General features: G+C 63.0%; 17 protein-coding genes. 13 read left to right on the plus strand and 4 right to left on the minus strand.

Features of this window, described 5'->3' with window-relative positions; translation table 11 throughout:
- Positions 1-22: 22 nt before the first annotated feature.
- Together ACIQH5_RS01950 and ACIQH5_RS01955 are read left to right on the plus strand one after the other, a co-directional pair.
- Positions 23-1,480 carry an APC family permease gene (locus ACIQH5_RS01950; protein WP_400399779.1) on the plus strand — a complete coding sequence of 486 codons (1,458 nt, stop codon included), beginning with the start codon at positions 23-25 and terminating at the stop codon, positions 1,478-1,480.
- Entirely contained in the window at positions 1,470-3,125 is a 1,656-nt protein-coding gene (locus ACIQH5_RS01955; RefSeq protein ID WP_400399781.1) for an amidohydrolase, read from the plus strand. Before ACIQH5_RS01950 ends, ACIQH5_RS01955 begins: the two co-directional genes overlap by 11 nt.
- A gap of 53 nt (positions 3,126-3,178) precedes the next feature.
- Here ACIQH5_RS01955 and hrpB read toward each other — a convergent pair whose 3' ends face one another.
- Together hrpB and ACIQH5_RS01965 are read right to left on the minus strand one after the other, a co-directional pair.
- Entirely contained in the window at positions 3,179-5,962 is a 2,784-nt protein-coding gene (hrpB, locus tag ACIQH5_RS01960; protein WP_400400236.1) for an ATP-dependent helicase HrpB, read from the minus strand.
- 107 nt (positions 5,963-6,069) lie between these two features.
- The gene (locus ACIQH5_RS01965) at positions 6,070-7,113 is read right to left on the minus strand and encodes an NAD(P)-dependent alcohol dehydrogenase (protein WP_400399783.1); all 1,044 of its coding nucleotides are present in this window, start codon (positions 7,111-7,113) and stop codon (positions 6,070-6,072) included.
- 129 nt (positions 7,114-7,242) lie between these two features.
- Between ACIQH5_RS01965 and ACIQH5_RS01970 the strand changes: the two genes are divergently transcribed.
- The 4 genes from ACIQH5_RS01970 to ACIQH5_RS01985 all read left to right on the plus strand — a co-directional run bounded on the left by ACIQH5_RS01970 (position 7,243) and on the right by ACIQH5_RS01985 (position 12,634).
- Complete coding sequence (locus ACIQH5_RS01970; protein WP_400399785.1) at positions 7,243-8,139, plus strand: helix-turn-helix transcriptional regulator; 897 nt, start codon at positions 7,243-7,245, stop codon at positions 8,137-8,139.
- 22 nt (positions 8,140-8,161) lie between these two features.
- Positions 8,162-8,566, plus strand: a complete 405-nt coding sequence (locus ACIQH5_RS01975) for a cupin domain-containing protein (protein ID WP_400399787.1) — start codon at positions 8,162-8,164, stop codon at positions 8,564-8,566.
- A gap of 103 nt (positions 8,567-8,669) precedes the next feature.
- Positions 8,670-10,349 carry an acyltransferase gene (locus ACIQH5_RS01980; RefSeq protein ID WP_400399789.1) on the plus strand — a complete coding sequence of 560 codons (1,680 nt, stop codon included), beginning with the start codon at positions 8,670-8,672 and terminating at the stop codon, positions 10,347-10,349.
- A gap of 125 nt (positions 10,350-10,474) precedes the next feature.
- Positions 10,475-12,634: a DUF222 domain-containing protein gene (locus ACIQH5_RS01985; RefSeq protein ID WP_400399791.1), complete on the plus strand. Its 2,160-nt coding sequence runs from the start codon at positions 10,475-10,477 to the stop codon at positions 12,632-12,634.
- 464 nt (positions 12,635-13,098) lie between these two features.
- On the opposite strand, the gene ACIQH5_RS01990 is transcribed toward ACIQH5_RS01985, so the two are convergent.
- Positions 13,099-13,674 carry a Clp protease N-terminal domain-containing protein gene (locus tag ACIQH5_RS01990; protein ID WP_400399793.1) on the minus strand — a complete coding sequence of 192 codons (576 nt, stop codon included), beginning with the start codon at positions 13,672-13,674 and terminating at the stop codon, positions 13,099-13,101.
- Positions 13,675-13,847: 173 nt separating this feature from the next.
- Positions 13,848-14,798: a 5'-3' exonuclease H3TH domain-containing protein gene (locus ACIQH5_RS01995; RefSeq protein WP_400399795.1), complete on the minus strand. Its 951-nt coding sequence runs from the start codon at positions 14,796-14,798 to the stop codon at positions 13,848-13,850.
- 167 nt (positions 14,799-14,965) lie between these two features.
- Here ACIQH5_RS01995 and ACIQH5_RS02000 point away from each other — a divergent pair, with 167 nt between their 5' ends.
- The 7 genes from ACIQH5_RS02000 to ACIQH5_RS02030 all read left to right on the plus strand — a co-directional run bounded on the left by ACIQH5_RS02000 (position 14,966) and on the right by ACIQH5_RS02030 (position 24,644).
- Positions 14,966-16,915: an FAD-binding monooxygenase gene (locus tag ACIQH5_RS02000; RefSeq protein WP_400399797.1), complete on the plus strand. Its 1,950-nt coding sequence runs from the start codon at positions 14,966-14,968 to the stop codon at positions 16,913-16,915.
- A gap of 215 nt (positions 16,916-17,130) precedes the next feature.
- Complete coding sequence (locus ACIQH5_RS02005) at positions 17,131-17,985, plus strand: MurR/RpiR family transcriptional regulator (protein ID WP_400400238.1); 855 nt, start codon at positions 17,131-17,133, stop codon at positions 17,983-17,985.
- A gap of 60 nt (positions 17,986-18,045) precedes the next feature.
- A complete protein-coding gene (locus ACIQH5_RS02010; RefSeq protein ID WP_400399799.1) occupies positions 18,046-18,951 on the plus strand; it encodes an NAD(P)-dependent oxidoreductase in 906 nt (301 codons plus the stop codon).
- A 27-nt stretch (positions 18,952-18,978) separates the two neighbouring features.
- On the plus strand, positions 18,979-20,526 hold the full coding sequence (locus ACIQH5_RS02015; RefSeq protein WP_400399801.1) for an aldehyde dehydrogenase family protein: 1,548 nt from the start codon (positions 18,979-18,981) through the stop codon (positions 20,524-20,526).
- An 11-nt stretch (positions 20,527-20,537) separates the two neighbouring features.
- Entirely contained in the window at positions 20,538-21,764 is a 1,227-nt protein-coding gene (locus ACIQH5_RS02020; RefSeq protein WP_400399802.1) for an amidohydrolase, read from the plus strand.
- A complete protein-coding gene (locus ACIQH5_RS02025) occupies positions 21,761-23,131 on the plus strand; it encodes a DUF3100 domain-containing protein (protein ID WP_400399804.1) in 1,371 nt (456 codons plus the stop codon). Before ACIQH5_RS02020 ends, ACIQH5_RS02025 begins: the two co-directional genes overlap by 4 nt.
- A gap of 205 nt (positions 23,132-23,336) precedes the next feature.
- A complete protein-coding gene (locus ACIQH5_RS02030) occupies positions 23,337-24,644 on the plus strand; it encodes an MFS transporter (RefSeq protein ID WP_400399806.1) in 1,308 nt (435 codons plus the stop codon).
- The last annotated feature ends 7 nt before the right edge of the window (positions 24,645-24,651 follow it).

The raw sequence follows: 24,651 nt of genomic DNA on the forward strand, positions 1-24,651 counted from the left end.
CCCAAACACTCAGAGGATCCCCATGTCTGACCTCGAAACGCGACCTCCGGCAGCAGACGCCGGCAATGGGCTCAAACGAAATGCAATAGGCACCGGCGGCATTGCCTTCCTGGTGATCTCCGCTGCGGCTCCCCTGACCGTGATGGCTGGAGTGGCGCCCGTTGCCATCGGCGTCGGGGGCATAGGTGCTCCCATGGGCTACGTCATAGCTGGCGCAGTCCTACTGATCTTCGCCATCTCTTTCATGGCGATGACCAAGCACGTCAAAGCAGCCGGAGGCTTCTACACCTACATCACCTTGGCCATGGGCAAAACCGTAGGGCTGGCCTCAGCCATCCTGGCGATCGTTTCCTACAACTGCCTGCAAATTGGCGTCTACGGGCTGTTCGCCGTCCAAACCCAAGGCATGCTCCGTGCCCTCTTTGGCTTGGATGTGCCATGGCCCGTCGTTGCACTGGCAGCCATCGCTGCCGTCTGGTTCCTTGGCTACCGGGGCATCGACGTCGGCGCGAAGGTACTGGGAGTCCTGCTTATTGCCGAGACCGCGATCCTGGCCATCATGGGCTTCGGAATCCTGGCCCGCGGTGGCGCCGAAGGCATCAGTTTCTCCTCGTTCGCCCCAGAGCATGCCTTCACCCCTGGTGTTCTTGCCATCCTCGCTGTTTGCTTCGCCGCCTTCATGGGCTTCGAATCCACCGTGCTGTACCGCCGTGAGGCGAGGAATCCGGACAAGTCCGTCCCCCGTGCAACGTACATTGCGGTGGGCTTCATGTCCGTGTTCTACGCCTTTATTGTGTGGACCGTCATTCAGGCTTTCGGCGATGGAAACGTGATCGCTGCTGCCGGTGAACTGGCCGATGGCATGTTCTTTGCCACCATCAACCAATACGTTGGCCCCTGGGCTGAAGTGGTGATGTACGTGCTGATCGTGACCAGCGTCTACGCCTCCCAGTTGGCCTTCCACAACGCCATCAACCGCTACGTCTACATGCTCGCTAAAGACGGCGTGCTCCCAGCGTTCCTCGGCAGGACCCACCCCAAGTACAAGTCCCCGCACCGTGCCGGGCAGATTCAGACCATCCTGGCCGCCGTCGTCATTATCATTTGTGCCATCGCCGGCGCTGACCCGTACAAGCAGCTCCTGATCTGGGTCAACACGCCGGGCATCTTCGGGATCGTGGCACTGCAGGGACTGGTATCCGTAGCGGCGTTCATCTACCTGCGGCGCAACCCGGACGCAGCCACCAACCGCCTGCTCATTCCATTGAGCGTGGCCTCTGCCGTCCTGCTGTTCGGCGTGGTGGCGTTGATCGCCGTCAACATCGAGCTCCTCACCTTTGCCGATGCCCTGACCAACACCATCCTGCTCTTGGTCACCCCTGTTGTTTTCCTCACGGGCCTGCTGATTGCCCGCAGACTGCGCACCACCCGCCCCCACGTCTTCGCCCGGATTGGAAGCTTCGAAACCCATGACTCCTGACCTGATCATTCTTTCCGACACCATTCACACCATGGACGGGGTACCCCACAAGGAGCCTGTCCAGGCCGTCGCCATCAGCGGCGGGCTGATTGCCGCCGTCGGAAGCCGCCACGATGCCACGCACTGGCAACAAGCGGACACCCGAGTGGTGGACCTTGGCAACGCGACACTCACGCCGGGATTGGTGGACTGCCATATCCACCCGGTGTTTGGCCTGGATCTGACCATCGGCATCGAGCTGGCCGGCGCTGCGACCTTGGAGGAAGTCCTCCACCTACTACAGGCAGAAGCAGCGCACTTTCGGGCAGAAGCAGCGAACGACGGCGGCTGGTTGCGTGGTTGGGGGCTGAACCCGAACGCTTTCGGAACAGTGCCGCTGCACCGAAGTGTCCTGGACCGGGTCACCGGCGATCAGCCCGCATTCATCCGCCTCTTCGACGGCCATTCAGCACTCGCCAACAGCCGGGCCTTGGAACTGGCCGGAATCCATGGCCGGTTCGACTTTGATCAAGCCTCCGAGGTGGTCTGCGACGCAGACGGTGTTCCCACCGGGCTCCTGCTCGAAGCCGCAGCCATGGAGTTGGTCCAGCGCCACATCCCGCAGGAGTCGTTTGCCCAGCGCAAAGCCCGCCTCGGTGAGCTCTTGAGAGACTTTGCCCGATCGGGACTGACCGGCGGTCACATCATGGACCACAGCGAGGAATCCGCTGCACTCTTCCAGGCGTTGGAGGCCGAAGGCGAGCTTCCGTTGCGGCTCCGGTCCGCGCCCTGGTGCATGCCGGGCAGCGGCGAAGCAACCTGGAAGGAACTGGCCCGCAGTATAGGTACAGGCGGACGCCGGTGGTCCGTTGAAGCCATAAAACTGTTCGTTGATGGGACCGTGGACAACGGGACGGCCTGGCTCTATGAACCTGATGTTCACGGACAGTCCACTGCGCCGTTCTGGCCACGTCCCGAGGAATACTCCGCGGCCGTCCGCTATTTTGCCGCCCGTGGTATTCCAACTGCCACGCACGCAATCGGCGATGCCGGGGTTGACCATGTGTTGGAGGCCCTGGAATCCCTGCGTCACGAGGTACCTGCCGATGTTCTGCGCGGTACAGTCCACAGGATTGAGCACCTGGAAACCGTGCCGGATGAGCTGGTGGCTCGCTTCCAGGGCGCGGGCGTGGTGGCGAGCATGCAGCCGACCCATTGCACCCATTACTCCTTGGCTGATCACAGCGACAATTGGTCCACCCGGCTTGGCCCTGAGCGGGCGGACAGGGCCTGGCGCTGCAGGGATCTTCGCGATGTGGGTGTGACGCTGGGCATCGGCTCTGACTGGCCGATTGCCCCCTTCGAGCCGCTTCCGATCATCGCGGACGCCCAGTTGCGCCGGCGATCGGGAAATCCGGACCAGCAACCCATCGCGCCATCCCAAGCCCTCACCGCACTTCAGGCGCTGGAGGGGTACACCTCCCACGCGGCCAAGGCTGCCGGGCTGTGGGACGTATCGGGTTCCATTACGGTGGGCAAGCGGGCAGACTTCACTGCCTTCGAACTCGATCCACTGACCACTGCCCCGGATGAATTTGCGGCAAGCAGCGTTCTGGGAACGTTCGTGGATGGCGAGATTCAGTTCATGCTGGAGCGGCTCGCGTAGCGTTCTGCGGAACTCCGGAACGCCTCCGTCACGCCTACGGGGCAAGCGTTGGGCTACATCCTGTTCTTCGTCTTAGCCGTGGCCGGTGCGGTCCACGGGTCTTCGGGCCAGGGATGCCTGGGGTAGCGCCCACGCATCTCGGCCCGAACCTGGGCGTAAGGACCGGACCAGAAGGACGCTAGATCATCCGTCACAGCCAACGGCCTTCCTGCCGGGGATAGCAAGTGAAACAACACAGGCATCCTGCCCTCGACCAGGCGCGGCGTGCGGTCCCAACCGAAGCATTCCTGAAGCTTGACCGCCACCACCGGGCGGCCGCCGTCGTGACCCGTACCGCGGTGAGCTGTGCCGCCGTCCACAACTGGGCTGTCCACAACCCGGCCGTCCACAACCTCCGGGTAGTCGATCCGGATACGCGAACCGCTCGGCACCACCAAGCGCTCCGGCACGAGGTCCTCAAGCCGCGCGGCGTCCGGCCATGGGAGCAGGCGTCGCAAGGGGTCAACGAGGTTGATGGAGCTCGCCGCGGCACCTGTGGCCATCGCCTCCATTTCCGGGCCCAGCCATTCATCAAGCATGGACAGCAGCGCGGCCTCGCTGACGTCAGGCCAGGGATTCCCGAGTTCACGGTGCACCATTCCAAGGCGCCGGCGCAAGGAATCGGCTGCCGTTGACCAGCCGATCATGGACAACCCCTGCTTCTCCAACGCCCTGGACACCGCGCTGCGCCCGGATTCGGCGGTGGGACGGACGGGCGTGGAGGACAACACAATGGCCCCCAGACTGCGTTCCAACCTGGCCATCACCCGGCCCTGCTCGAACTTTGCCTGCACCTTCTCCGTGAGAAGGCCCGGGGCGACGGCGACCGCCAGTTCGGCCGACAATGGCGCGGCAGAACGGATGACGGCGCCCGTTCCCGCAGCATCCCGTCCTTGCGCGCGCGACACCTCGGCGACGGCAAGCCAATCATGCCCGGACAGTGAACTCCCGGCAGGGAGCCCGGCCCGTGTCCCGGACGAGAGCAAATATGTTGTGGACCCGTCACCGGGTACGCGTCTGGCTATACGGTCCGGGAATGCCAGCGCCACCACAAAGCCGGGCGCTTCCCTCGCCGTGATGTCTGCGGCGGGTCGAAGAGGTACCACTGCGGCGGCCTCCGTCCCCGTCCGCGATTCGTTCCCGACCAGCGCCTCCATCCGCTTGACGTCCTCCGCGAAACGTCGGGTCCCAGGGTCTGATCCCGAGCGCAGCATAGTGAGCAGCTTTGTCAGGTCAGCGCCGGGGGCTCTGTGGTCACCGGCCACGAGTGCCACGGTTTCAGCGGTTACGCGTCGGCCCGCCACCGCAGATCCTTCCAGTAGGGCCCGGGCAAGCCGTGGATCGGCGGGAATGCGGGCCAAAGTCTTGCCCACGGTGGTGACTGTTCCGTCCCCACCTACGGCGCCCAGTTCACGCAGGACCGCCACGGCGTCGTTCATGGCGGCGGCGGGCGGTGTGTCCGGGAGCTTCAGGCCGGAACCGCCGGGCGCACCCCAGCACGCTAGAACCAAGGCAGCTCCGGTGAGGTCCGCGACTGCGATTTCGGGGGTCTGGTGCGCCGGCGCCGCGGCATACGCTTGCGGGTCATAGCAGCGAACCACGGTGCCCGGCCCCTGACGCGCTGCACGGCCTGCACGTTGATCGGCCGATGCTCGGGAACAAGAGACCGTCACGAGTCCTGACATGCCGCGGCCGGCGTCCCGCCGTGGTTCCCTTGAAAGCCCCGAGTCTATGACCAAACGTACGCCTGGGACTGTCAGGGACGATTCCGCCAGGGACGTGGACACAATGATCCGGGGCGACCCGCCGGGTTCCCGGCCGGATACCGCCCGGTCTTGGGCTTCCGGACCGATCTGGCCGTGCAACTCGAGCACCTCCACACTGTGTGGTAGCTGCCCGCGAAGGCGGGATGCGACGTCGGAAACTTCCCGGGCTCCCGGGAGGAAAACCAGGGCGTCAACCTCCGGGTGCCGGTTCAGGGCCGCCAAGTAGGCCGCCGCCGCAGTGCTGGCCACGTGATCGAGAAAACTCCGGGAAACTCCCCGGGCATCGAGTCGATGCTCCCGGGCAGGAGCCCATTGGACCTCCATCGGGTGCAGCGCCGAAGGGCAGTCGACCACCGGAGCCGGTCCGCCGCCGTCGAGCCCTGTTCCGACCGATCCCAGCAGTGCGGCAAAACGCGGCGCGTCGAGAGTGGCGGACATTGCCACCAGTGTGAGGTCGCCTCGCAACTCGCGGACCTCGGCGAGCATGCCCACCAGGAGATCCGTTTCGAGCCCGCGTTCGTGCACCTCATCCAGGACCACAGCATGGACGTCCTCAAGTCCCGGGTCGGCCAGGAGGCGCCGCAAAAGAATGCCTGGAGTGACGAATTCCACCACCGTGTTCCGGCTGATTTTGCTTTCACCCCGTACGGTGTAGCCCACCCTGTCGCCCAGGCGGCTTCCGTCCAACGAAGCCAGGCGGCGTGCGGCTGAGCGGGCCGCCACACGGCGCGGCTGGGTCACGACGACGCGCGGCCGGACGAGGTTCTGTGCCGACGCAAGATTGGCGAGCAGCGGTGGAACCAGCGTGGTTTTGCCCGTACCCGGAGGCGCCTGAACCACGGCAACTCCTCCAACCGCTGCCGCTCCCCCAATCGCTGCGTTTCCGCCGAGGACAGTGCCACCGTCGGTCTGGTTCGTCAGGGCGGCAGCGAGGTTCGGGAGGGAATCAGCAAAGATCAGCCCCGTGCCCATGGTGTCCAGTCTGAAAGTCACCTGACCATTGTCCCTGCTGCGGGGTACTGGAAAGGCCATGCCCGTCAATGGGGGCATGGCCTTTCCTGTGGTGCAGCGACTTAAGGTGCTGCGACTCTATGGTCCAGCACCTCTATGGTGCAGCAACCTCTTGAAATGCGGTGTCTCTAGCCGATAGTGGAGGCGTCAATGACAAAGCGGTAGCGGACATCCGAGGCAAGGACGCGCTCGTAGGCATCGTTGATCTTGCTGGCCGGGATGACCTCGATCTCTGCGCCAAGGCCGTGCTCCGCGCAGAAGTTCAGCATTTCCTGGGTTTCGCGGATCCCGCCAATCGCGGAACCGGCAAAGCGACGTCGACCCGTAATCAGCGAGAACACGTTCACCGGAAGCGATTCGGCGGGTGCGCCAACGTTAACCAGAGTGCCGTCGAGCGTAAGCAGCTGCAGGTAGGCGCTGATGTCGATGGAGGCGCTAACGGTGTTGATGATGAGGTCGAAAGTGCCCGCGAGATCCTCAAACGTGGAGGGATCGCTGGTGGCGTAGTAGTGGTCGGCGCCGAGCTTCAAGCCGTCTTCCATCTTCTTCAGCGACTGCGAGAGCACGGTCACCTCCGCACCCATGGCGTCGGCAATCTTCACAGCCATGTGGCCGAGTCCGCCAAGACCCACCACGGCAACCTTCTTGCCGGGGCCGGCACCCCAGTGGTGCAGGGGCGAGTAGGTGGTGATGCCGGCGCACAGCAGCGGAGCGGCGACGTCGAGGTCCAATCCTTCCGGAATGGTGACCACGAAGTCTTCATTCACCACGACGTTGCTGGAATAGCCGCCCTGGGTGATGGTGCCGTCGCGGTCGACAGCGCCGTAGGTGCCCACGTTTCCCTTGAGGCAGTACTGCTCTTCTCCCGCCAGGCAGTTCTTGCACTCCTTGCAGGAGTTCACCATGCAGCCGACGCCAACGCGGTCGCCCACTTTGTGCTTGGTGACGTCCGAGCCGACCTCGGTGACAATGCCGGCGATTTCGTGGCCCGGGGCCAAAGGATACTGCTGCGGTCCCCAGTCACCCCGGACTGTGTGGATGTCAGAGTGGCAGATACCCGCGAACTTGATGTCAATGTGGACGTCGTTCGGGCCCACCTCGCGGCGTTCGATGGTGGTTAGAGTCAGGTCGCCCGTGGCCGAGGGGGCAGCATAAGCGTTAGCGGTAGGCATGTTTCTCCTGCGTGGTTCACTTTGTTGGATAACTCCATCTAACCCTGCTTCCCTGAACGGAAGGAGTCACTGCTGTTAGGGGTAATGACAGGGACTCCCTCAGCGGGCTGGAAGTCTTACCGTTAAAGCATGGACAACCGGACCGAAACGCGCGACTTCCTCTCCACCCGGAGGGCGAAGATCACACCGGAGCAAGCGGGACTTGCCGCTTATGGCGGCAACCGCCGCGTGCCGGGCCTCCGTCGCGGCGAGGTGGCCATGCTGGCCGGAGTAAGTGTGGAGTATTACACCCGCTTGGAGAGGGGAAACCTCGCAGGGGTCTCTGAAAACGTGCTGGAATCCTTGGCGAACGCCTTGCAGCTCGACGACGCCGAACGCGCCCACTTATACGATCTCGCCCGTGCGGCGAGCGACGGCGGCAGGTCCAGACGCCGTCCGGTGCGGAAGCAGGCCATCCGGCCTGGCGTTCAGCTCACTTTGGATGCGATCAGCGGATCGCCCGCCTTCATCCGTAACGGTCGTTTGGATCTGCTGGCCACCAACGCCCTGGGCCGGGCTCTGTACTCGGACATTTACGACAATCCCACCGGGCCGCCCAACCACGCCCGGTTCCTTTTCCTCGATTCTCGCAGCCATGACTTCTACGCCGACTGGGAACGCGCGGCCAACGACACCGTGGCCATCATGCGGACCGAGGCGGGCAGGGATCCCTACGACCGGGGACTCAGCGACCTGGTGGGCGAACTGTCCACCCGCAGCGAAGAATTCCGGGTCCGCTGGGCCTCCCACAATGTCCGCCAGCACTTCACCGGTAAGAAGCACTTCCGTCACCGGACAGTGGGCGACCTCCACTTGCTGTACGAAGCCCTTGAGCTGTCTGCTGACGCCGGCCTGACCTTGACCGTATACAACGCCGAGCCCGGCACCGGCACGGACGACGCTCTGAAATTGCTCGCAAGCTGGGCGGCGACGACTCTTACAAGCTCTGAGGATTCAGGGCTTGTCCGGGACATACACACCAAGTAATTCATCAATTTCACAAGGAACCATGGACATTTTTCCCAAGACCACCAGTACAAAAGGACCCGCGGAGCTCTTCACGGGCGACGTCTATTTTGACGTCATAGCGAAAGGTGAAGAAACCTCTCAGCTCCGGGTAAACATCGTTCGCTTCTCTCCATGCTCGCGGACGGCGTGGCACACTCATGCAGCCGGGCAAACACTGCATGTCACTGACGGCGTCTGCTTGGTGCAGGCTCGTGGTGGTGAGGTGCAAGTGATTCGGCAGGGCCAGACCATCTACACGCCCCCTGGTGAGTGGCATTGGCATGGCGCTGCGCCGGACCACTTCATGAGCCACTTGGCCATGTGGGAAACCGCTGGCGCCACGGATGGTTCCGAAACCACGTGGGGTGAGTTGGTCACCGACGAGGAGTATGGATACCCCGAGTGATCGAGGTTGATCGTTTGTCATTGGGGCATTGACCGGGCGTATTCGGGACGCAAATAATAGGGGAAGCGCTTTCCAGTGACATGCCCGATGCGGAGACAACGACGTGAATCCCCAGCACAGCCTCAACTATGACTACTCCCCGTGGACATTCTGGGACTCTGCCTCAGAAACAGAACGCGCGGCGCAGGATGCCTACCACAAGGACTTCGCCGAACGGGGCGGCATAGATATTGGTGACCGGGCCTTCCTGTCTCCCTTGGCGAACATTGATCCCGAGACACTGACGGTGGGCGCAGATACCTTCATCGCGGCCCACGCCTACGTCACGGGCACCATCACCCTTGGCGACGACTGCACCGTGAATGCGTTCAGCGTGGTTCGCGGCAAAATCACCGCGGGCAACGGGGTTCGGATCGGCGCCCACACATCCATTCTGGGTTTCAACCACTCAATGGAGCCGTCCAAACCGGTCTTCAAGCAGCCGCTGACCAGCAAAGGCATCACCATAGGTGACGACGTCTGGATTGGTTCGAACGTGGTGATACTGGACGGAGTCTCAGTTGGGTCGCACGCCGTGCTGGCCGCCGGGGCGGTAGTGACCAAGGACGTCCCTGAATGGGCCATAGTGGGCGGAAACCCCGCGCGACGAATCAGGGACAGACGCGACGCAGTAATCCGGGCAACAACGGATGAGGCACCGTTCGACGACGGGATGCTGGCTGAGCTGGCGGCCTTCGCAAACGCTGCCCGCGCCGATGCTCCAGCCATACTTTCGACGAGTTGGGTTCCTGAAGCCGGCGGCCTTTACGTAGACCGGCCAGGTGCTGCCCCCACTGTCAGGGCCCACTGCGACGCGATTGAAATCGCGGACCTGCTGTTGGGTTCCGTACCTCCGCAACTGTCTCAGGACGAACACGTTGCCCGGCTCCGCAAGCTGCAAGACCCGGTGACCGGCTTGGTTCCAGAGTTCGGATCCGAGACTAACGGAGTATCGACACTCGCCTTCGGCAGCGGTCCCGCTACCTACCATGTGCTCTCCGTTGGCTACGCCCTGGACCTGGCCGGCAGCGGCTTCGAGCACCCGATCCACGCCATTGCGGACATGAATCCGGCGGCCCTGGTCGCATCGTTGAATGCTCTGCCGTGGACGAAGGAAGCATGGGAGTCCGGTGCATGGGTGGATGCCTGGGGTACGGCAGCGTACTGGAATCTCGCTCAATCGCATCCGAACTCTCCGGGTGCTCTTGAGGCGCTCTTCGGTTGGTTGCAGACCCGTGTCAACGTCGCAGCTGGAACATGGGGCACACCGACGGTGGATAACCGGTTAAAGGTGGTCAATGGTTACTACCGGTTGACGCGCGGCACGTTCGCCCAATTCGGTGTGCCGGTTCCTCACGTTGAGCGGCTCGTAGACACAGTTCTGGCGCACTCGGCTGAGCCCCGCTACTTCGCCTCCGGCCGGCAGAACGCCTGCAACGTCCTGGACGTGGCGCACCCCCTATGGCTGGCCTCCAAGCAGACTTCCCACCGCCAGGAGGACGCCAAAGCTTGGGCACGGACACAGCTCAAACAGGCACTTGTGCGGTGGCGAACCGGTGAAGGAATGGCGTTCAGCGCTGCACGCGAAAGCGGTCACCAAGCTCTCCCCACCTTGCAGGGCACAGAGATGTGGTTGGCAATCATCTGGTACCTGGCCGACCTTCTCGGCTGTGCCGAAGCGCTCGGGTACCGGCCCCGGGGCGTCCACAGACCTGAACCAGCGTACTTGCTTCCCACGCTGTAGGCCCTCGCCAAGCCCTCCGCCGATTACCTCCAGAGGCGAGGTCGCCTGTCATTTTCTACGCTGGGCATACGGCGGTGAGAATTCCGGCGGCTATTAATGTCAGACCCCAATGAAATGATTTGTTCATGGAAATACTGGCGCAGTCGATGGCATCTTGGGCGGAACCCTCCCCTGCTGTCGCTGCCCTGGCTGCTATACGGTCACAGCGCATCGTGAGCATGCCGCACGTGGACAAGGCAGGGTTCAAGGATTCGGCCCCGCACGTCACCGTGATCAAAAATTTCCACGGCGCGGGGCAGCTCAACGGCACTGGCCAGCTCAAAGGCACTGTGGGACTCAACAACCAAGCCAAATTCGCTCGGACTTCAGGAGCCACGGGCACCACAGCCAGCGGAATCGGGCCCAAGGGCACCACAGCCAGCGGAATCGGGCCCAAGGGCGCCACGGCCAGCGGAATCGGGTCCACCGGCGCCAAGAGTGTAGGTGATCCGGTAATCAATGCCGGATCGGCGTCCGGCCCATGGCGGGAAGCCCTGACCGGCTCCAGCCCGGTTCCTGATCAGTGGATCCAACGTCCGCACGGGCAGCGTCTTGACCCCGTTGCGGTGTCGGGAGTGGAGCTGGGTGAACTTCTTGACGACGCCGCTGCACTTCTGGACTCCGCACGATTGTCCGTCATCGATGAGGTGCGGTTGCTGGGGTTTGTTGAGGCTGCTGATTTCGCGGGCAGGGTCGAGGAGCTTTCCCGGTCGGTGGAGTATTTGCAGGTGGTCGCGGCCCAGGCTGTGGAACGGACCCGTACAGAGGCACAGCAAGCCGGTCCGGGACCCTCGGCGGCAGCACCGGAGTGGCGGACGGGCTGGACCGAACCAGCCACAGGCGCAACGGTTCCGGGGGCGACCAAAGCTGTAGATGACGGGCGCAGTGTGGTGGATGACGGGTACCGGGACGCGGCGCAGTTCCTTCGGGCACGGTTACGGATCAGTATCGGTGAAGCCCGGCGCAGGCTCGCCCTCGCCCCCGAGGTCCTCCCCCAAACCGGAATGACCGGTCAACAGATCCCGGCCCGACGCGAAATCCTCGCCGACGCTGTCGGGGCCGCGTTGGTGCCTTCCCGGTCCGCGACGATCATCAGCACCGCCCTGGACAAAGTCCGGCACCTCACCGACGACGAAACCATCACCCGGATGGAACAAGCCCTGACCGACACCGCGGTGGAGACCGACCCGGACTTCCTCACCAAAATGACCAAACGCTGGATCGACCACATCGACCACGACGGCCCCGAACCTTCCGAAGAAATCCTCCGCCAGCACCAAGGCGCGTTCCTGCGCCGCCGACGCCGCTACGGACTCCACCACATCGAAATCTTCGCCACCGACGAACAATACGAAACCCTCACCACCGTCATGAACACCGCCACCAACCCCAGACTCACCACCACCACAGAGTCCGACGCCGGATCTGAGTCCCAATCTGACACTGGAGCCGGAGCGGGGCCCGTCCTGGACCTGCGTACCCGGGCCCAGAAACACCTCAACGGCCTCGTCGGGGCCTGCAGTGTCGCGATGACCACCGGGAAACTACCCGCCAACGGCGGACTCCGACCCCAACTCACCGTCACCATCGGATACCAGGAACTCCTCAACCACCTCAACGACAACACCCGGCACCACGAAGACCACGGCCGCACCGGAACGGGCCCGAACCACGGCAACGGCAACGGCAACGGCAACGGAACAGGGACCGGGACGCGGACTCGGATAGGGGCAGGCAACAGTGACGGGACCGGCGCCGGAGCAGGCACGGGCACCGGGACAAGGACGAGGTCCGGGACAAGGACAGGGACCGGGTCAAGCTCTGGGACGGCGACGTTCCTCGGACCGATCCACCCCACCACCATCCGCAAAATCGCCTGCGACGCGGACATCCTCCCCGTCCTGCTCGGCAGCGACTCCCGAATCCTGGACATCGGACGGACCACCCGGATCTTCCCACCCCACATCCGCAAAGCCATCACCGCCCGCGACGGCGGCTGCGCCTTCCCCGACTGCACCATGCCCGCCCCCTGGTGCGAAGCCCACCACACCACCTACTGGTCACACGGCGGCACCACCAGCACCGACAACGGCACCCTGCTCTGCAGCCACCACCACCACCTCATCCACAAAGAACAATGGCGCATCGACATGACAACAGGGGTCCCCTGGTTCATCCCCCCACCCCACATCGACCCAAACCAGAAACCCCGACGAAACCACCACCACACACCCCAAAGAACATAAACCCCACCCCAAAGAGAGGGAGCCGGGTGCTGCTTGGCACGCAAGGAATAGTGCGGGCCAAATCAAAAGGCGGCCCCGGAAGTGAGTTACCGCGTGAAACCTGGTCTGACGCGAGGGTCGGGAAGGGCCGTAGGACCAGAGAGATGCGGGACGAGTGGCGGCGCCTGTCCCTGTGTTCTCTGTCCTAGTGTTCTTTGTCCTGGTGTTCTCAGTCTTGGGCTCTCACTACGGCCGTTCCGCCTGCGGCTATCTACGAATCTCTCGTTCGCGCAGATCAAGGGGTATTAGGTTTCTCCATGCTGCCCCGATTTCCCTCCCACAATATGAGGGCACACCCCCTCGCCCCGCCCCGGGAGGGCGGACCAGTTCTGCTCCAGGCGGTAAGGCCACCTGCAGGTGACACGAAAAGGGTCCCCCGGCTGTATCCCGGGAGACCCTTTTAGTGAAATCGACTTCCAGGTCGCCTAGCGGCCGCCTCCTCCTATGACCCCAGCTTCAACAGCTTTGGTCACGGCGTCAGCCTCGGCCTGGGTCAACTTGCCATCCGTTACCGCTTTGTCCAACTTGGTTTTCAAGGCAGCCGAACGTTCCGCCTGGCCTGCGGCCCGGATTTCTTCCAGGGCCGTGGTGACCTTGGCTTCGTCAACGCCCAATGATTCAGCGAGCGACTTCGCCAAGGCAGCGTCCTGCGCTGTGCGGTCCGGCCGGGTTCCTTCCGTTCCTTCGGCAGGAGGCGTTGTGGGTTTGTTCGCCTCACGGAACGCCTTCAAGGCTTCAGTGACCTTGGCTTCGTCCACGCCGAGCTTGGTGGCCAACTCAGCAGCTATCTGCCCCCGATCGCGACCTGGACCGTGTCCGCCAGGCTTACCCCCACGATCGGACGGGGTGCCCGCATCTGTAGACGACGTGGTGCCAGGTGACGAGGTGGCGCTCGGCGACGGTGTGGTGGCCGCCGTCGCGATACCGGTTGCACCCAAGCCTGCGCCCAGTGCCAGTGCTCCGGCTGCAACTCCCAGGGTGATTCTCTTGGTTTTCGACATATGCCTCTCCTCAATGAGCCGTTGATCCGGCTGGCGTCTGAGGGACGGTTATTGGTTCCGTCCTCTTAACACGATGGGAGACGCACCACAGCCCAGGCTGTTTCGAACCTGTCATTCGGCTGTGAAAGTGAACCGCAGTCTGTGCGCGGAGCCCCTAGTGGAAGCGGAGCCCCCTAATGGACACGGTCCAGCGCGTCCAGCAGCCTTTTGACCGAGCCGCCCAAGTTCCACTCGGTGGCCAGCTGCTCAAGTTCAGTTCGCGCCTCGCCGGTGACGGGGCGCAGCTCAGCGCCTGCTTCGTCAAGTGTCGGAACCGCCAGGTCACGCACAACATTCACCACTGTGGGGGCCACCTTGAGATAGTCAGCCGCCGCGGACAGCTTGGCCCTCACCGAAGCCGACACATCGCCGTCGGAAGCTTCTGCCGCCTCAAGTAGCCCTTCCAGCGATCCATGGGTACCGAGCAACGACGCCGCAGTCTTTTCGCCGATGCCGGCAACGCCTGGAAGCCCGTCGGAGGCATCGCCGCGAAGCATTGCGAAGTCAGCGTACTGCTGGGGCAGGACACGGTACTTGCCCACTACGACGACGTCGGTGAGAACTTCCAGATTCTTCATTCCACGAGCGGTGTAGATGACACGCACCCCGCGGTCATCATCAACGAGCTGGAAAAGGTCACGGTCACCGGTGACCACGTCCGTCGGGAAGGTCGCCAGGCTCGCGTAGGTGCCAATCACGTCATCCGCCTCGTGCTCGTCAACGCCCACAACAGCGATCCCGGCGAGGTCCAAGACCCGGCGGATCATGGGGATCTGCGCCTCAAGCGGGTCCGGGACAACCTCTACATCCGGGCCATGTGGGACGATCTCAGCGACCCTGTGCTGCTTGTAGCTGGGGATGAGGTCCACGCGCCACTGCGGGCGCCAATCGTTGTCCCAGCAGGCCACCAAATGAGTGGCTTCGTAGTCGGTGGTGAGTCGGGCGATCATGTCCATTAATCCCCGCACGGCATTCACCGGCGTTCCGTCGGCACGGCGAATGGAATCGGGTACGCCGTAGAAGGCGCGGAAATACAAGGAGGCTGTGTCCAAGAGCATCAGTCGCGGCATACCTGATCCTGACATGTCAGGAGTCCGAACCGCAGCAAGCCGGACAAGGTTCCCGCATAAGACGCGTGAATGACTTGTTCACGGGTGTGAGCCGCATTACGATTGATGGAGCGATAATAGAACATGGTGTTCCATTATCGAACAACCAAGTGCAATAGCCCACAAAGAAGTGAGGAAAGCCCGTGCAGTTTCACCATCACGGTTATGTATCCGGTGACCCGCGAGTTGAGCCGGTTGGCGGCGTAGGAATTGACCGCCCGGCCGAACTCCCTGACGAGGTTGATGTTCTCATCGTGGGCACCGGCCCCGCGGGCATGCTCACGGCGGCGCAGCTTTCACAGTTCCCGGACATCACCACTCGAATCATTGAACGTCGCCCCGGGCGTCTGGCCATCGGCCAGGCCGACGGCATACAGGCCCGCAGCGTGGAGACATTCCAGGCCTTCGGATTTGCCGAGCGCATCATCGCGGAGGCGTACCGGATCACGGAGATGGCGTTCTGGAAGCCGGATCCGGCCGATCATTCCCGGATTGTCCGGGCAGCCCGAGCTGTGGATGACCCCGCAGGAATCAGCGAATTCCCGCACTTGATCGTCAACCAGGCCCGCGTACTGGACTACTTCGCAGAGTTCATGGCCAACTCCCCCACACGCATGACGCCGGATTATGGCTACGAGTTTCACGGTCTCAACGTCACAGGCGAGGGTGACTACCCGGTCGAGGTGACCCTGGGTCACACCTCCGGGCCCAACGAAGACCAGGAACGCATCGTCCGCGCCAAGTACGTGGTGGGTGCAGACGGCGCCCGCAGCAAGGTTCGTGAATCGATCGGCTGTCACCTTGCCGGCGATCAGGCCAACCACGCCTGGGGCGTCATGGATGTGCTTGCGGTGACCGATTTTCCGGATATCCGCACCAAATGTGCCATCCAGTCCGGCACGGGCGGCAGCATCTTGTTGATCCCCCGCGAGGGTGGACACCTGTTCCGCATGTATGTGGACCTGGGCGAAGTCAACCCCAATGACAAGGGTGCCGTGCGTCAGACCACCATTGAGCAAATCATTCAGAAAGCCAACGACATCCTCCACCCGTACACGTTGGATGTCCGCAACGTGGCGTGGCACAGCGTGTACGAGGTAGGTCACCGGCTCACGGACAGGTTCGACGACGTTCTGCCGGAGGAGCGTGGTACGCGCACCCCGCGCGTGTTCATCACCGGCGATGCATGCCACACCCACAGTGCCAAAGCGGGGCAAGGGATGAACGTGTCCATGCAGGACGGTTTCAACATCGGCTGGAAACTCGGCCACGTGCTGGAGGGCCGCAGCCCTGAAAGCCTGCTGGACACGTACTCCGCAGAGCGCCAAGTGGTGGCCAAGAACCTCATCGATTTCGACAAGCAGTGGTCCACGTTGATGGCAAAGAAGCCCGAAGAGTTTGAAGACCCAGCTGAACTGGAAACCTTCTACACCAGCACCGCCGAGTTCCCGGCCGGCTTCATGACCCAATACGCGCCTTCAATGCTCGTTGCCGAGGCACAGCACCAGGATCTCGCCACCGGCTTCCCCGTGGGTAAACGCTTCAAATCGGCGCCAGTCCAGAGGGTTTGCGACACCAACCCCATGCACCTGGGCCACCATGCCAAAGCGGACGGACGCTGGCGCATCTATGTCTTTGCCGACGCAGCGCAAGCAGGCGCCGAAGGCCCTGTGGCGGACTTCGCCGAGTGGATCGCGAACTCGCCGGACTCGCCGCTGGCCGCGACGCCGTCGGACGCTGACCGTGACGCCTGGTTCGACGTGAAGGTGATCTACCAACAGGACCACACCAACGTGGACATTAACGCCGTACCCGCTGCGTTTAAACCCACCGTTGGACCGTTCAAGCTCACCTACCTCGAAAAGGTGTTTGGCACCGACCCCAACGCTGACATCTTCGACCTCCGGGGCCTCAGCCGCGACGGCGTCGTGGTGGTGGTCCGCCCGGACCAGTACGTCGCCAACGTGTTGCCTTTGACAGCGACGGCGGAACTTGGTGGGTTCTTCGCGCCGCTGCTATCGACGCAGCGCGAGGGCAGGAATCCAGCTGCGGGAATAGACGTAACTGCCGGCTTGGTGAGCAACCAGGCGTAGGGATTGGCAGGAATGCCGGGGAGCCCCAGTGGGGTTTCCCGGCATTTGCCGTTTAAGGCTGCCTCCTCGTGCAAGGTTTACATGCCTGTAACGCAAACCACTAGTCGCAAACCAAATTGCAGAGTATGTTAAATGCAATGCAGCTTGCAGAGTGATGTGGGTTACAAGGAGAAGAGACTGTGACAACCAAGCACGAAGAGGCCGGCACCGCCCCCATGGCACGGGAAGCCGTGGATCATGCGTGGCTGGGCGACGCACTTCCGGAGGTTGCCCTGTCCAAATCCCAAGCGCGGGTAGTGGAGGTCATCGCCCGAAATCCCCAGCTTTCGTCCTACGCTGACATCGCAGAAATTGCCCAGCGCTCAGACGTCAACAACTCAACCGTTGTCCGCACCGCCCAGCGCCTGGGCTACCGAGGCTGGCCGGACCTCCAGCGCGAACTGCGCTCCCGCTACCTGGTGATGATCTCCACGGAGGACACCCTCCTGGAACACGGCGAGCACCGCAGCCCCCTCCATGACGCACTGAATCACGACATCGACAACCTGCGGTTGACACTTGAGTCCAACAACGCCGACGACGTCGAAGCCGCCATTGCCGCTCTGGCTGCGGCAAAATCCATCACGGCCATCGGAATCGGATCCTTCGCAGGACCGGCAAGCGTCATGGCCCACCTCGGTTCAACCATGGGATACCCCATCACCCTGGAAAACCGCGGCGGCGTCCACCTGGCCTCGGCAGCCAACAGCCTGGGTCCCGGGGACGTTCTGGTAGTGGTCAACATGTGGCGGTCTGTTCAGCAGATCATCGTCACTGCTGAAGCCGCCAAACAAGCCGGTGCCACCGTCGTCGCCATCAGCGACATGCGCCGTGGCCGCCTCGCCGCAGCGGCAGATCACTTGCTAATTGTCGCTTCCGAAGGAATCTCCTTCTTCCAATCCGTGACTGCGGCAAATTCCATGGTCTACGGACTACTCGCCGGCATGGAAGCGGCCCACCCTGATCGCAGCCGCGCCGCAATCCGGCGAACCCAGCAGCTCTGGAAAGACCTGGACATCTACCTGGACTGACGTCCGCGGATGGCCCCCATCTTAGTCTTGTCGCTACAAAATCCCCTCTAGGAGTACCTCATGAGCAACAACCAACGAATCGCCGTCATCGGCCTCGGATCCATGGGAGGGGCGATGGCCTCCACCCTGCACAGCGCTGGCTGGGACGTCACGGGTTTCGATCCCTCGGAAGCCGCGCGACTCGCAGCCGCCGAAACGGGAATATCCACCACGGCAGAACTCAATGATCTCGCCGGCACCCCCTACGTGGTTCTGTCCCTCCCCTCGGCCAAGATCGTGGAAGCAACAGTTCCCACGCTCCTCTCAGTGGCCGGGACCATCGCGATCGTGGACACCACCACCTCCGAGCCAGGCACCAGCAAGGCAATGGCTGGCCTGGCGGAGTCCAAGGGCGCAGCGTTTGTTGACGCCCCGGTGTCCGGCGGACGTGACGGAGCAGCAACCGGCACCTTGAGTGCATTCGTGGGAGCTTCTGATACTGCAGCGGCCGCCGCTCAACCCGTCCTTGATGCCCTCACAGGTGGCAAGTACGCCCACATCGGCGGCCCCGGAAGCGGCAACGTGGTCAAACTGTTGAACAACGTCCTTGCGGCAGCCAACTTGGTTTCCGTGGGAGAAGCCCTCGGTGTGGCAAAGGCCTACGGCATCGACCCCGCCGTGGCGGCCGCCAGCATCAGCAACGCCTCCGGTGGGAGCAAAGTCTCCGCCGCCATGTATCCCAACTGGGTGCTGTCCGGTACCCACAATTCCGGATTCTCCCTCGGCCTGATGGCACGGGACGCCGCCCTCGCCATCGACGTGGCCCGGCAGGTCGGCGAACAGCCCGACCTCCTGGCGGCGGCCGCGGAGCAGTGGCAGGCAGCACTCACAGCCCTTGGACCGGCAGCCGATTTCACTGAAATCGCAAGGACTGTGGCTCCCTCGGTGACTCCCGCGGGCGCCCCGAACACCACGCACGCAGCGTAGCCATTCCAGCAAGAGAAGGACACTACTTTGAGTATCACCACAGCCCCCGCTGCATCATCCACCAGCACAGCCCGTGAAGTCCTGAGCGCAGCTTTCCCCGCAGGTTTCGGCGCTTTCCAGGACGGAAAGGTAGTGCCGGGATCAGGCAACACCATCACGTTGACGTCGGCGGCCACGGGTGAACCGTTTGCGAGCTACGCGGATCCAGGCACTGAAGGCGCCGATTCCATCCTGGAGAGTTCCGTCCGCGGCGCAGCCGTCTGGGGCGCCCTGAATGGATTCGAACGGGCCGCCATCCTCCGCAACGTCAGCCGGGTGGTGGAAGCCCACATCGAAGAATTGGCGATCCTCGAATCCGCAACCACGGGGAAACCCATCCGCGATGCCCGCGTTGAAGCGGCCAAAGTTGCTGAGATGTTCGGCTATTACGCCGGCTGGGCGGACAAGCTGACGGGCCAGACGATTCCTGTTCCAGGCCCCTGGCACACTTACACAGAGCGCGTGCCTTGGGGTGTGGTGGTCGCCATCACCCCTTGGAATGCTCCGCTCTTCACCGCTGGCTGGAACTCAGCTGCACCGCTTGCCGCTGGCAACGCCGTCATCATCAAGCCCAGTGAGTTCACGCCCGCCACCACCGTCCGCCTCGCCCAATTGGCCCATGAAGCCGGACTCCCCGCCGGCGTCTTCAACGTCGCAGCGGGCTTGGGCCAGACCGTCGGAGCCACGCTGACCTCGGATCGACGCGTCGGCAAAGTCAGCTTCATCGGCTCCGTCCCCACAGGACGCCGCGTCGCCGTCGCTGCCGCGCAGGCCGGAATTCCAGCATTGCTCGAACTTGGCGGCAAGAGCGCCAACATCGTCTTCGCGGATGCGGATTTGGAGCGGGCCGCCGATGGGGCCATCTCCGCGATCTTCTCCGGCGCCGGCCAATCCTGTGTGGCCGGCTCGCGTCTCCTCGTGGAACGCAGCGTGCACTCCCGCTTCGTGGAGATGGTGGCAGAACGCGCTGCCAGGCTCCGCGTCGGCGACCCCCTGGACCCGGACACCGAGGTTGGCCCCATCATCACAGCCCCTCAGTTTGCTACCGTCACCTCACTGATTGAGGCAGGAATGAACGACGGCGGCCGCCGCGTTACGGGGGCAGCGTTGCCGGACTCGCTGGCTGGCTCCACGCTGGCCGGCGGCCACTGGGTCATGCCAACGCTGCTGGACGGCGTAACACCGGCGAACCGCCTGGAAACCACTGAAGTATTTGGACCCGTGGTGGGAGCCGACGCTTTCGACACTGAAGCCGAGGCCATCGCCAGGGCCAACAACACCACCTTCGGACTGGCAGGTGCCGTGTGGACATCGGACATTTCACGGGCCCACCACATCGCCCGCGAAGTGAAGGCCGGGACCTTCTGGATCAACTCGTACAAGACCATCCACGTTGCTGTTCCCTTCGGTGGCTTCGGCGATTCCGGGCACGGCCGCTCCTCCGGCCCGGGCGTCCTGGACGAATACACCCAGACGAAGGCTGTTTGGGTGCCAACACGGGCGGCCGGCTCTCCCTTCCCGTCCCTGTCCTACTAGCAGGAAGAACCATGGAAATCACCAACACAGCATCCCAGGATGAAGGCCTTCGCACAGTGCTGGCGGATGGCGTCGCATCGTGGAAGCCGCGCGTGCGGGCACTGTCAGAGGATCTGCACGCCAATCCCGAAATCTCCTTCGAAGAAGTTCGGGCGGCCGAGGCTATTACATCCCTCCTCTCCGAAGGGGGCTTCGATGTCACTCATGGAACGGCTGATCTGCCCACTGCCTTTACTGCGAGCGCGGGGACCGGCGACCTGACTGTTGCCCTGTGCGTCGAATATGATGCGCTGCCGTCTGTAGGCCACGCCTGCGGGCACAACCTGATCGCGGGGGCCTCTGTAGCTGCGGCGCTCGCTCTCCTTCCCCACGTGGACGAACTCGGCATCACGTTGAAAGCGATCGGCACTCCTGCTGAGGAGCATGGCGGCGGCAAAGTGCTGATGCTGGAGCGCGGCGCCTTTGATGGCGTTGGGCTGGCCCTGATGGTCCACCCAGTGCAGGACGGCGTTACGTACAACCCCGCGGGGACCACAGCCCAGGCCGTAGGCCGTTACGAGGCTGTCTTCACGGGTAAAGCCGCCCACGCTGCGGCGGCCCCCCATATGGGCGTCAACGCCGGGGACGCGGCGGTGCTCAGTCAGGTAGCCATTGGTTTGCTTCGTCAGCAGATTCCCGGCGATCACCGGGTTGCCTGCTATGTGGCTGAGGCCGGGCATGTCACCAATATCATCCCGGATCGGGCCGTGGTTCCGTTTGAGTGCCGTGCTTTTACTCTTCCGGAGTACGAAGCGTTGCTTGAGCGGGTCAAGCGGTGTTTTGAAGGTGCGGCGATTGCCACAGGAACCACCTTGGACATCACTGCCGCGGAACCGCTCTACGAGCCGCTGATTCAGGATGCAGCACTTGCCGCTCACTGGACAGAGGCCATGGACGTGTTCGGTAAGGACACTTCCCCGGCGGCGGGCATGGGAGGAGGCTCCACGGATATGGGAAATATCTCCCAAGTGATTCCATCTCTGCATCCGTGGCTGAGTATCCCCGGCGCCAACGTTCCCATCCATTCGCACGGCTTCGCAGCCCTTGCGAACACCCCCGAGGCGTACGCCGTGATGTTCGAGGCAGCCACCGCGCTGGCTTGGACCGTGGCGGGCGCCGCAACCAATCCCCAACAGAGAGATCGCTTCGTTAGGGCGGCCTACCGTCGCGAAGCCACGATTCAGGAAGCATCATCATGAGCACCAGCACCGAAACCACGCGGACGGACAAGGCCGGCACACGGCTGACGCTTCCTGTTGCCGCGCTGGCGTTTGTCATTGCCCTTGCGGTCCAGTTCATCGGCCAAGCCAAAATTGATCTCGGCATTGGCGCGATCATCATATTCCCCATGGTGTGGGGCTTGATCCTTGGCTTGCTGGTCTCCATCCAGAAGTTCAAGCCGCTGGGCCTGGACCTCCAGCGTGTGGCGGCAGCCCTCGTTGGTGTAGCAGTCCTGCTCCTGGTGGCCAGGCTCGCCTTCAATATCGGCCCGAGCCTGCCGAGCCTGATCAAGGCCGGCCCCGCACTGCTCCTGCAGGAAGTGGGCCATCTGCTGGGAACCATCGTGTTGGCACTTCCGCTCGCTGTCTTGCTGCGCATGGGCAAGGCCACCGTGGGCGCCACGTTCTCCCTTGACCGCGAACCGTCGTTCGCCATGGTCTCAGAGAAATACGGTCCGGATTCAGACCAGTACCGCGGCGTCCTGGCCATGTACGTTTTCGGCACCCTGTTTGGCGCAATTTTCATCACATTACTGACCTCCCTGGTGGCCAACTGGAAGATCTTCGATCCCCTGGCTCTGGCGATGGGCGCCGGAGTTGGTTCGGGCTCCATGATGGCCGCCTCGGCTGCGAGCATCATTGCCGCTTATCCGGGAGATCAGGAAGCAATCCTCGGCATGGCTGCCGTTTCCAACCTGATCACCACCATTCTGGGGGTCTATGTAGGCATCTACATCGCACTGCCCGTGGCTGACAAGTTCTATAAGGTACTCACCCGCAACAAGGAATCGCAGAAGGTTGCTGCCGGCACGGCTCCCCAGGCCCGCTCCGCCGCTGAGCTGGAACAGGACGAGGTTCAGGCTGAGGAGAACCGTCGCTTCCGCGAAGAGGTTGCGAAGTCTTCCGCGGCGATGAAGTTGCCTCTGTGGCTATCCCTGTCTGTGCTCACGGTGTTGGGTGTCGGTACTGCGGCAGTGGCCGCGAAGGGCTTGAGCCTCTCGATCCTCGCTGGGTACGGAATTATGTTGGCTCTGGTGCTGGTCAGCTTGCTGCTTGCCAAGATCACGAGGAAGATTTCGGCCATTGTCTTCATCACCACCATCGGTGCCTATGTTTCGAGTCCGTGGTTCTTTGGGTCCGGGGTCTTGAATGAGGCAGTCAAGACTGTGGACTTCTTGTCCATCGCCACAGTGATGCTGACCTTGGCTGGCTTGTCGCTCGGCAAGGACATCCCCCTGCTGCGGAATATCGGGTGGAAGATCATTCCGGTGGGCCTCGTTGCCATCACAGCGTCGTTCCTGCTCTCCACGGTCATCGCTGAGTTTGCTTTGGGACTCTGGCACTAGCAAGTCCCCCGCCAAGCTTCGGCCCCGATGCTCGCACCTGTGCGAACATCCGGGCCGTTCTTGTGCGGTTGGACGGTCAGGTGCAGGACTGTTGACTGGTCAGCTGCAGAGCTGCGGCGCGGCTTCGTCTGGCAACAGATGGAAAACCAGCCCACCGGCGGACGAAGCACTAGCGGAGTACGGGACACGGGACGAGAATTAGCTGGTGGTCACTCCCCGCACCGGTGAGGGCGGCGACACCCTGAATGATGCCGCCCGGAAGATCCAACGCGTCTACCTGACATTGACGCTGGGCAATACTGTTGCGGCGTCCTTCATATGGGGTATCAACACCCTTTTCCTCCTGGACGCTGGCCTGAGTAATCTGGAGGCGTTTGCCGCCAATGCCTTCTTCACTGTTGGCATGGTTCTTTTCGAAGTTCCCACGGGCGTTGTTGCGGATGGCTGGGGGCGTCGTGTCTCGTTCCTGCTGGGGACAGTGACGTTGGCAGTATCCACCTACCTTTATTTCGTGATGTGGCAGATCTCCGCGCCGTTCTGGATGTGGGCCGTTGTCTCTGTCCTCCTGGGCCTCGGCTTCACGTTCTTTTCCGGCGCTGTGGAGGCGTGGCTCGTCGATGCCCTGCGCTTTTCGGGCTACCACGGCGGATTGGAAGCGGTGCTGGGCCGCGGGCAGATGGTCCAGGGCGTAGCGATGCTGCTTGGTTCAGTGGCAGGTGGGGTGATAGCCCAGGCAACCAACCTTGGCGTGCCGTTCCTCCTTCGCGTGTTGGTGCTGCTTGGCATGTTTGCTGTCGCGTTCGGACTCATGCACGACGTCGGGTTCTCGCCTGAGCGTTCAACGCACCCCCTCCGCGCCACGCGCGCGGTGCTGTCGGCGTCGATCGAGAACGGATTGAAGAACCCGCCCGTCCGCTACGTGATGTTGGCAGCGCCCTTCAGCGCCGGCGTCGGGTTCTATGTCTTCTACGCACTGCAGCCGTACCTGCTGGACCTCTTTGGCGACCCGAAAGCGTATTCCATCGCGGGTTTGGCCGCTGCGATAGTAGCCGGATCGCAGATCCTTGGGGGCTGGCTCGCCCCGCACGCCCGGCAACTGTTCCACAAGCGAACATCCGTGCTCATCCTCAGCGCAGTGGTGGGCGCCCTCATCCTGCTGGTCCTGGGATTCACGCGGATCTTCTGGGTGGCCCTGGTTCTGCTCGCATTGTGGGCCGTTGTGGGTTCCGCGGCCACGCCCGTCCGGCAGGCGTACGTGAACGACATGATCCCGTCCAAGCAGCGGGCCACCGTCCTGAGTTTTGATTCGCTGATGGGTTCCAGCGGCGGCGTGGTGATCCAGCCTGCCCTGGGCCGGGGAGCTGATCTTTATGGTTATCCGGCATCACTGGCAATAGCGGGCGTCGTCGAGCTCATAGCTGTTCCGTTCCTGCTGGCCAGCAGGAAGCAGGGCGCAGCGGCCGACCGGGCCAGCACAGCCGAATCCGCATCAGATACGGACTCCCGGCCATGAGCAAGAG

The sequence above is a fragment of the Paenarthrobacter sp. NPDC091711 genome (assembly GCF_044756605.1).
Lineage (GTDB): Bacteria > Actinomycetota > Actinomycetes > Actinomycetales > Micrococcaceae > Arthrobacter.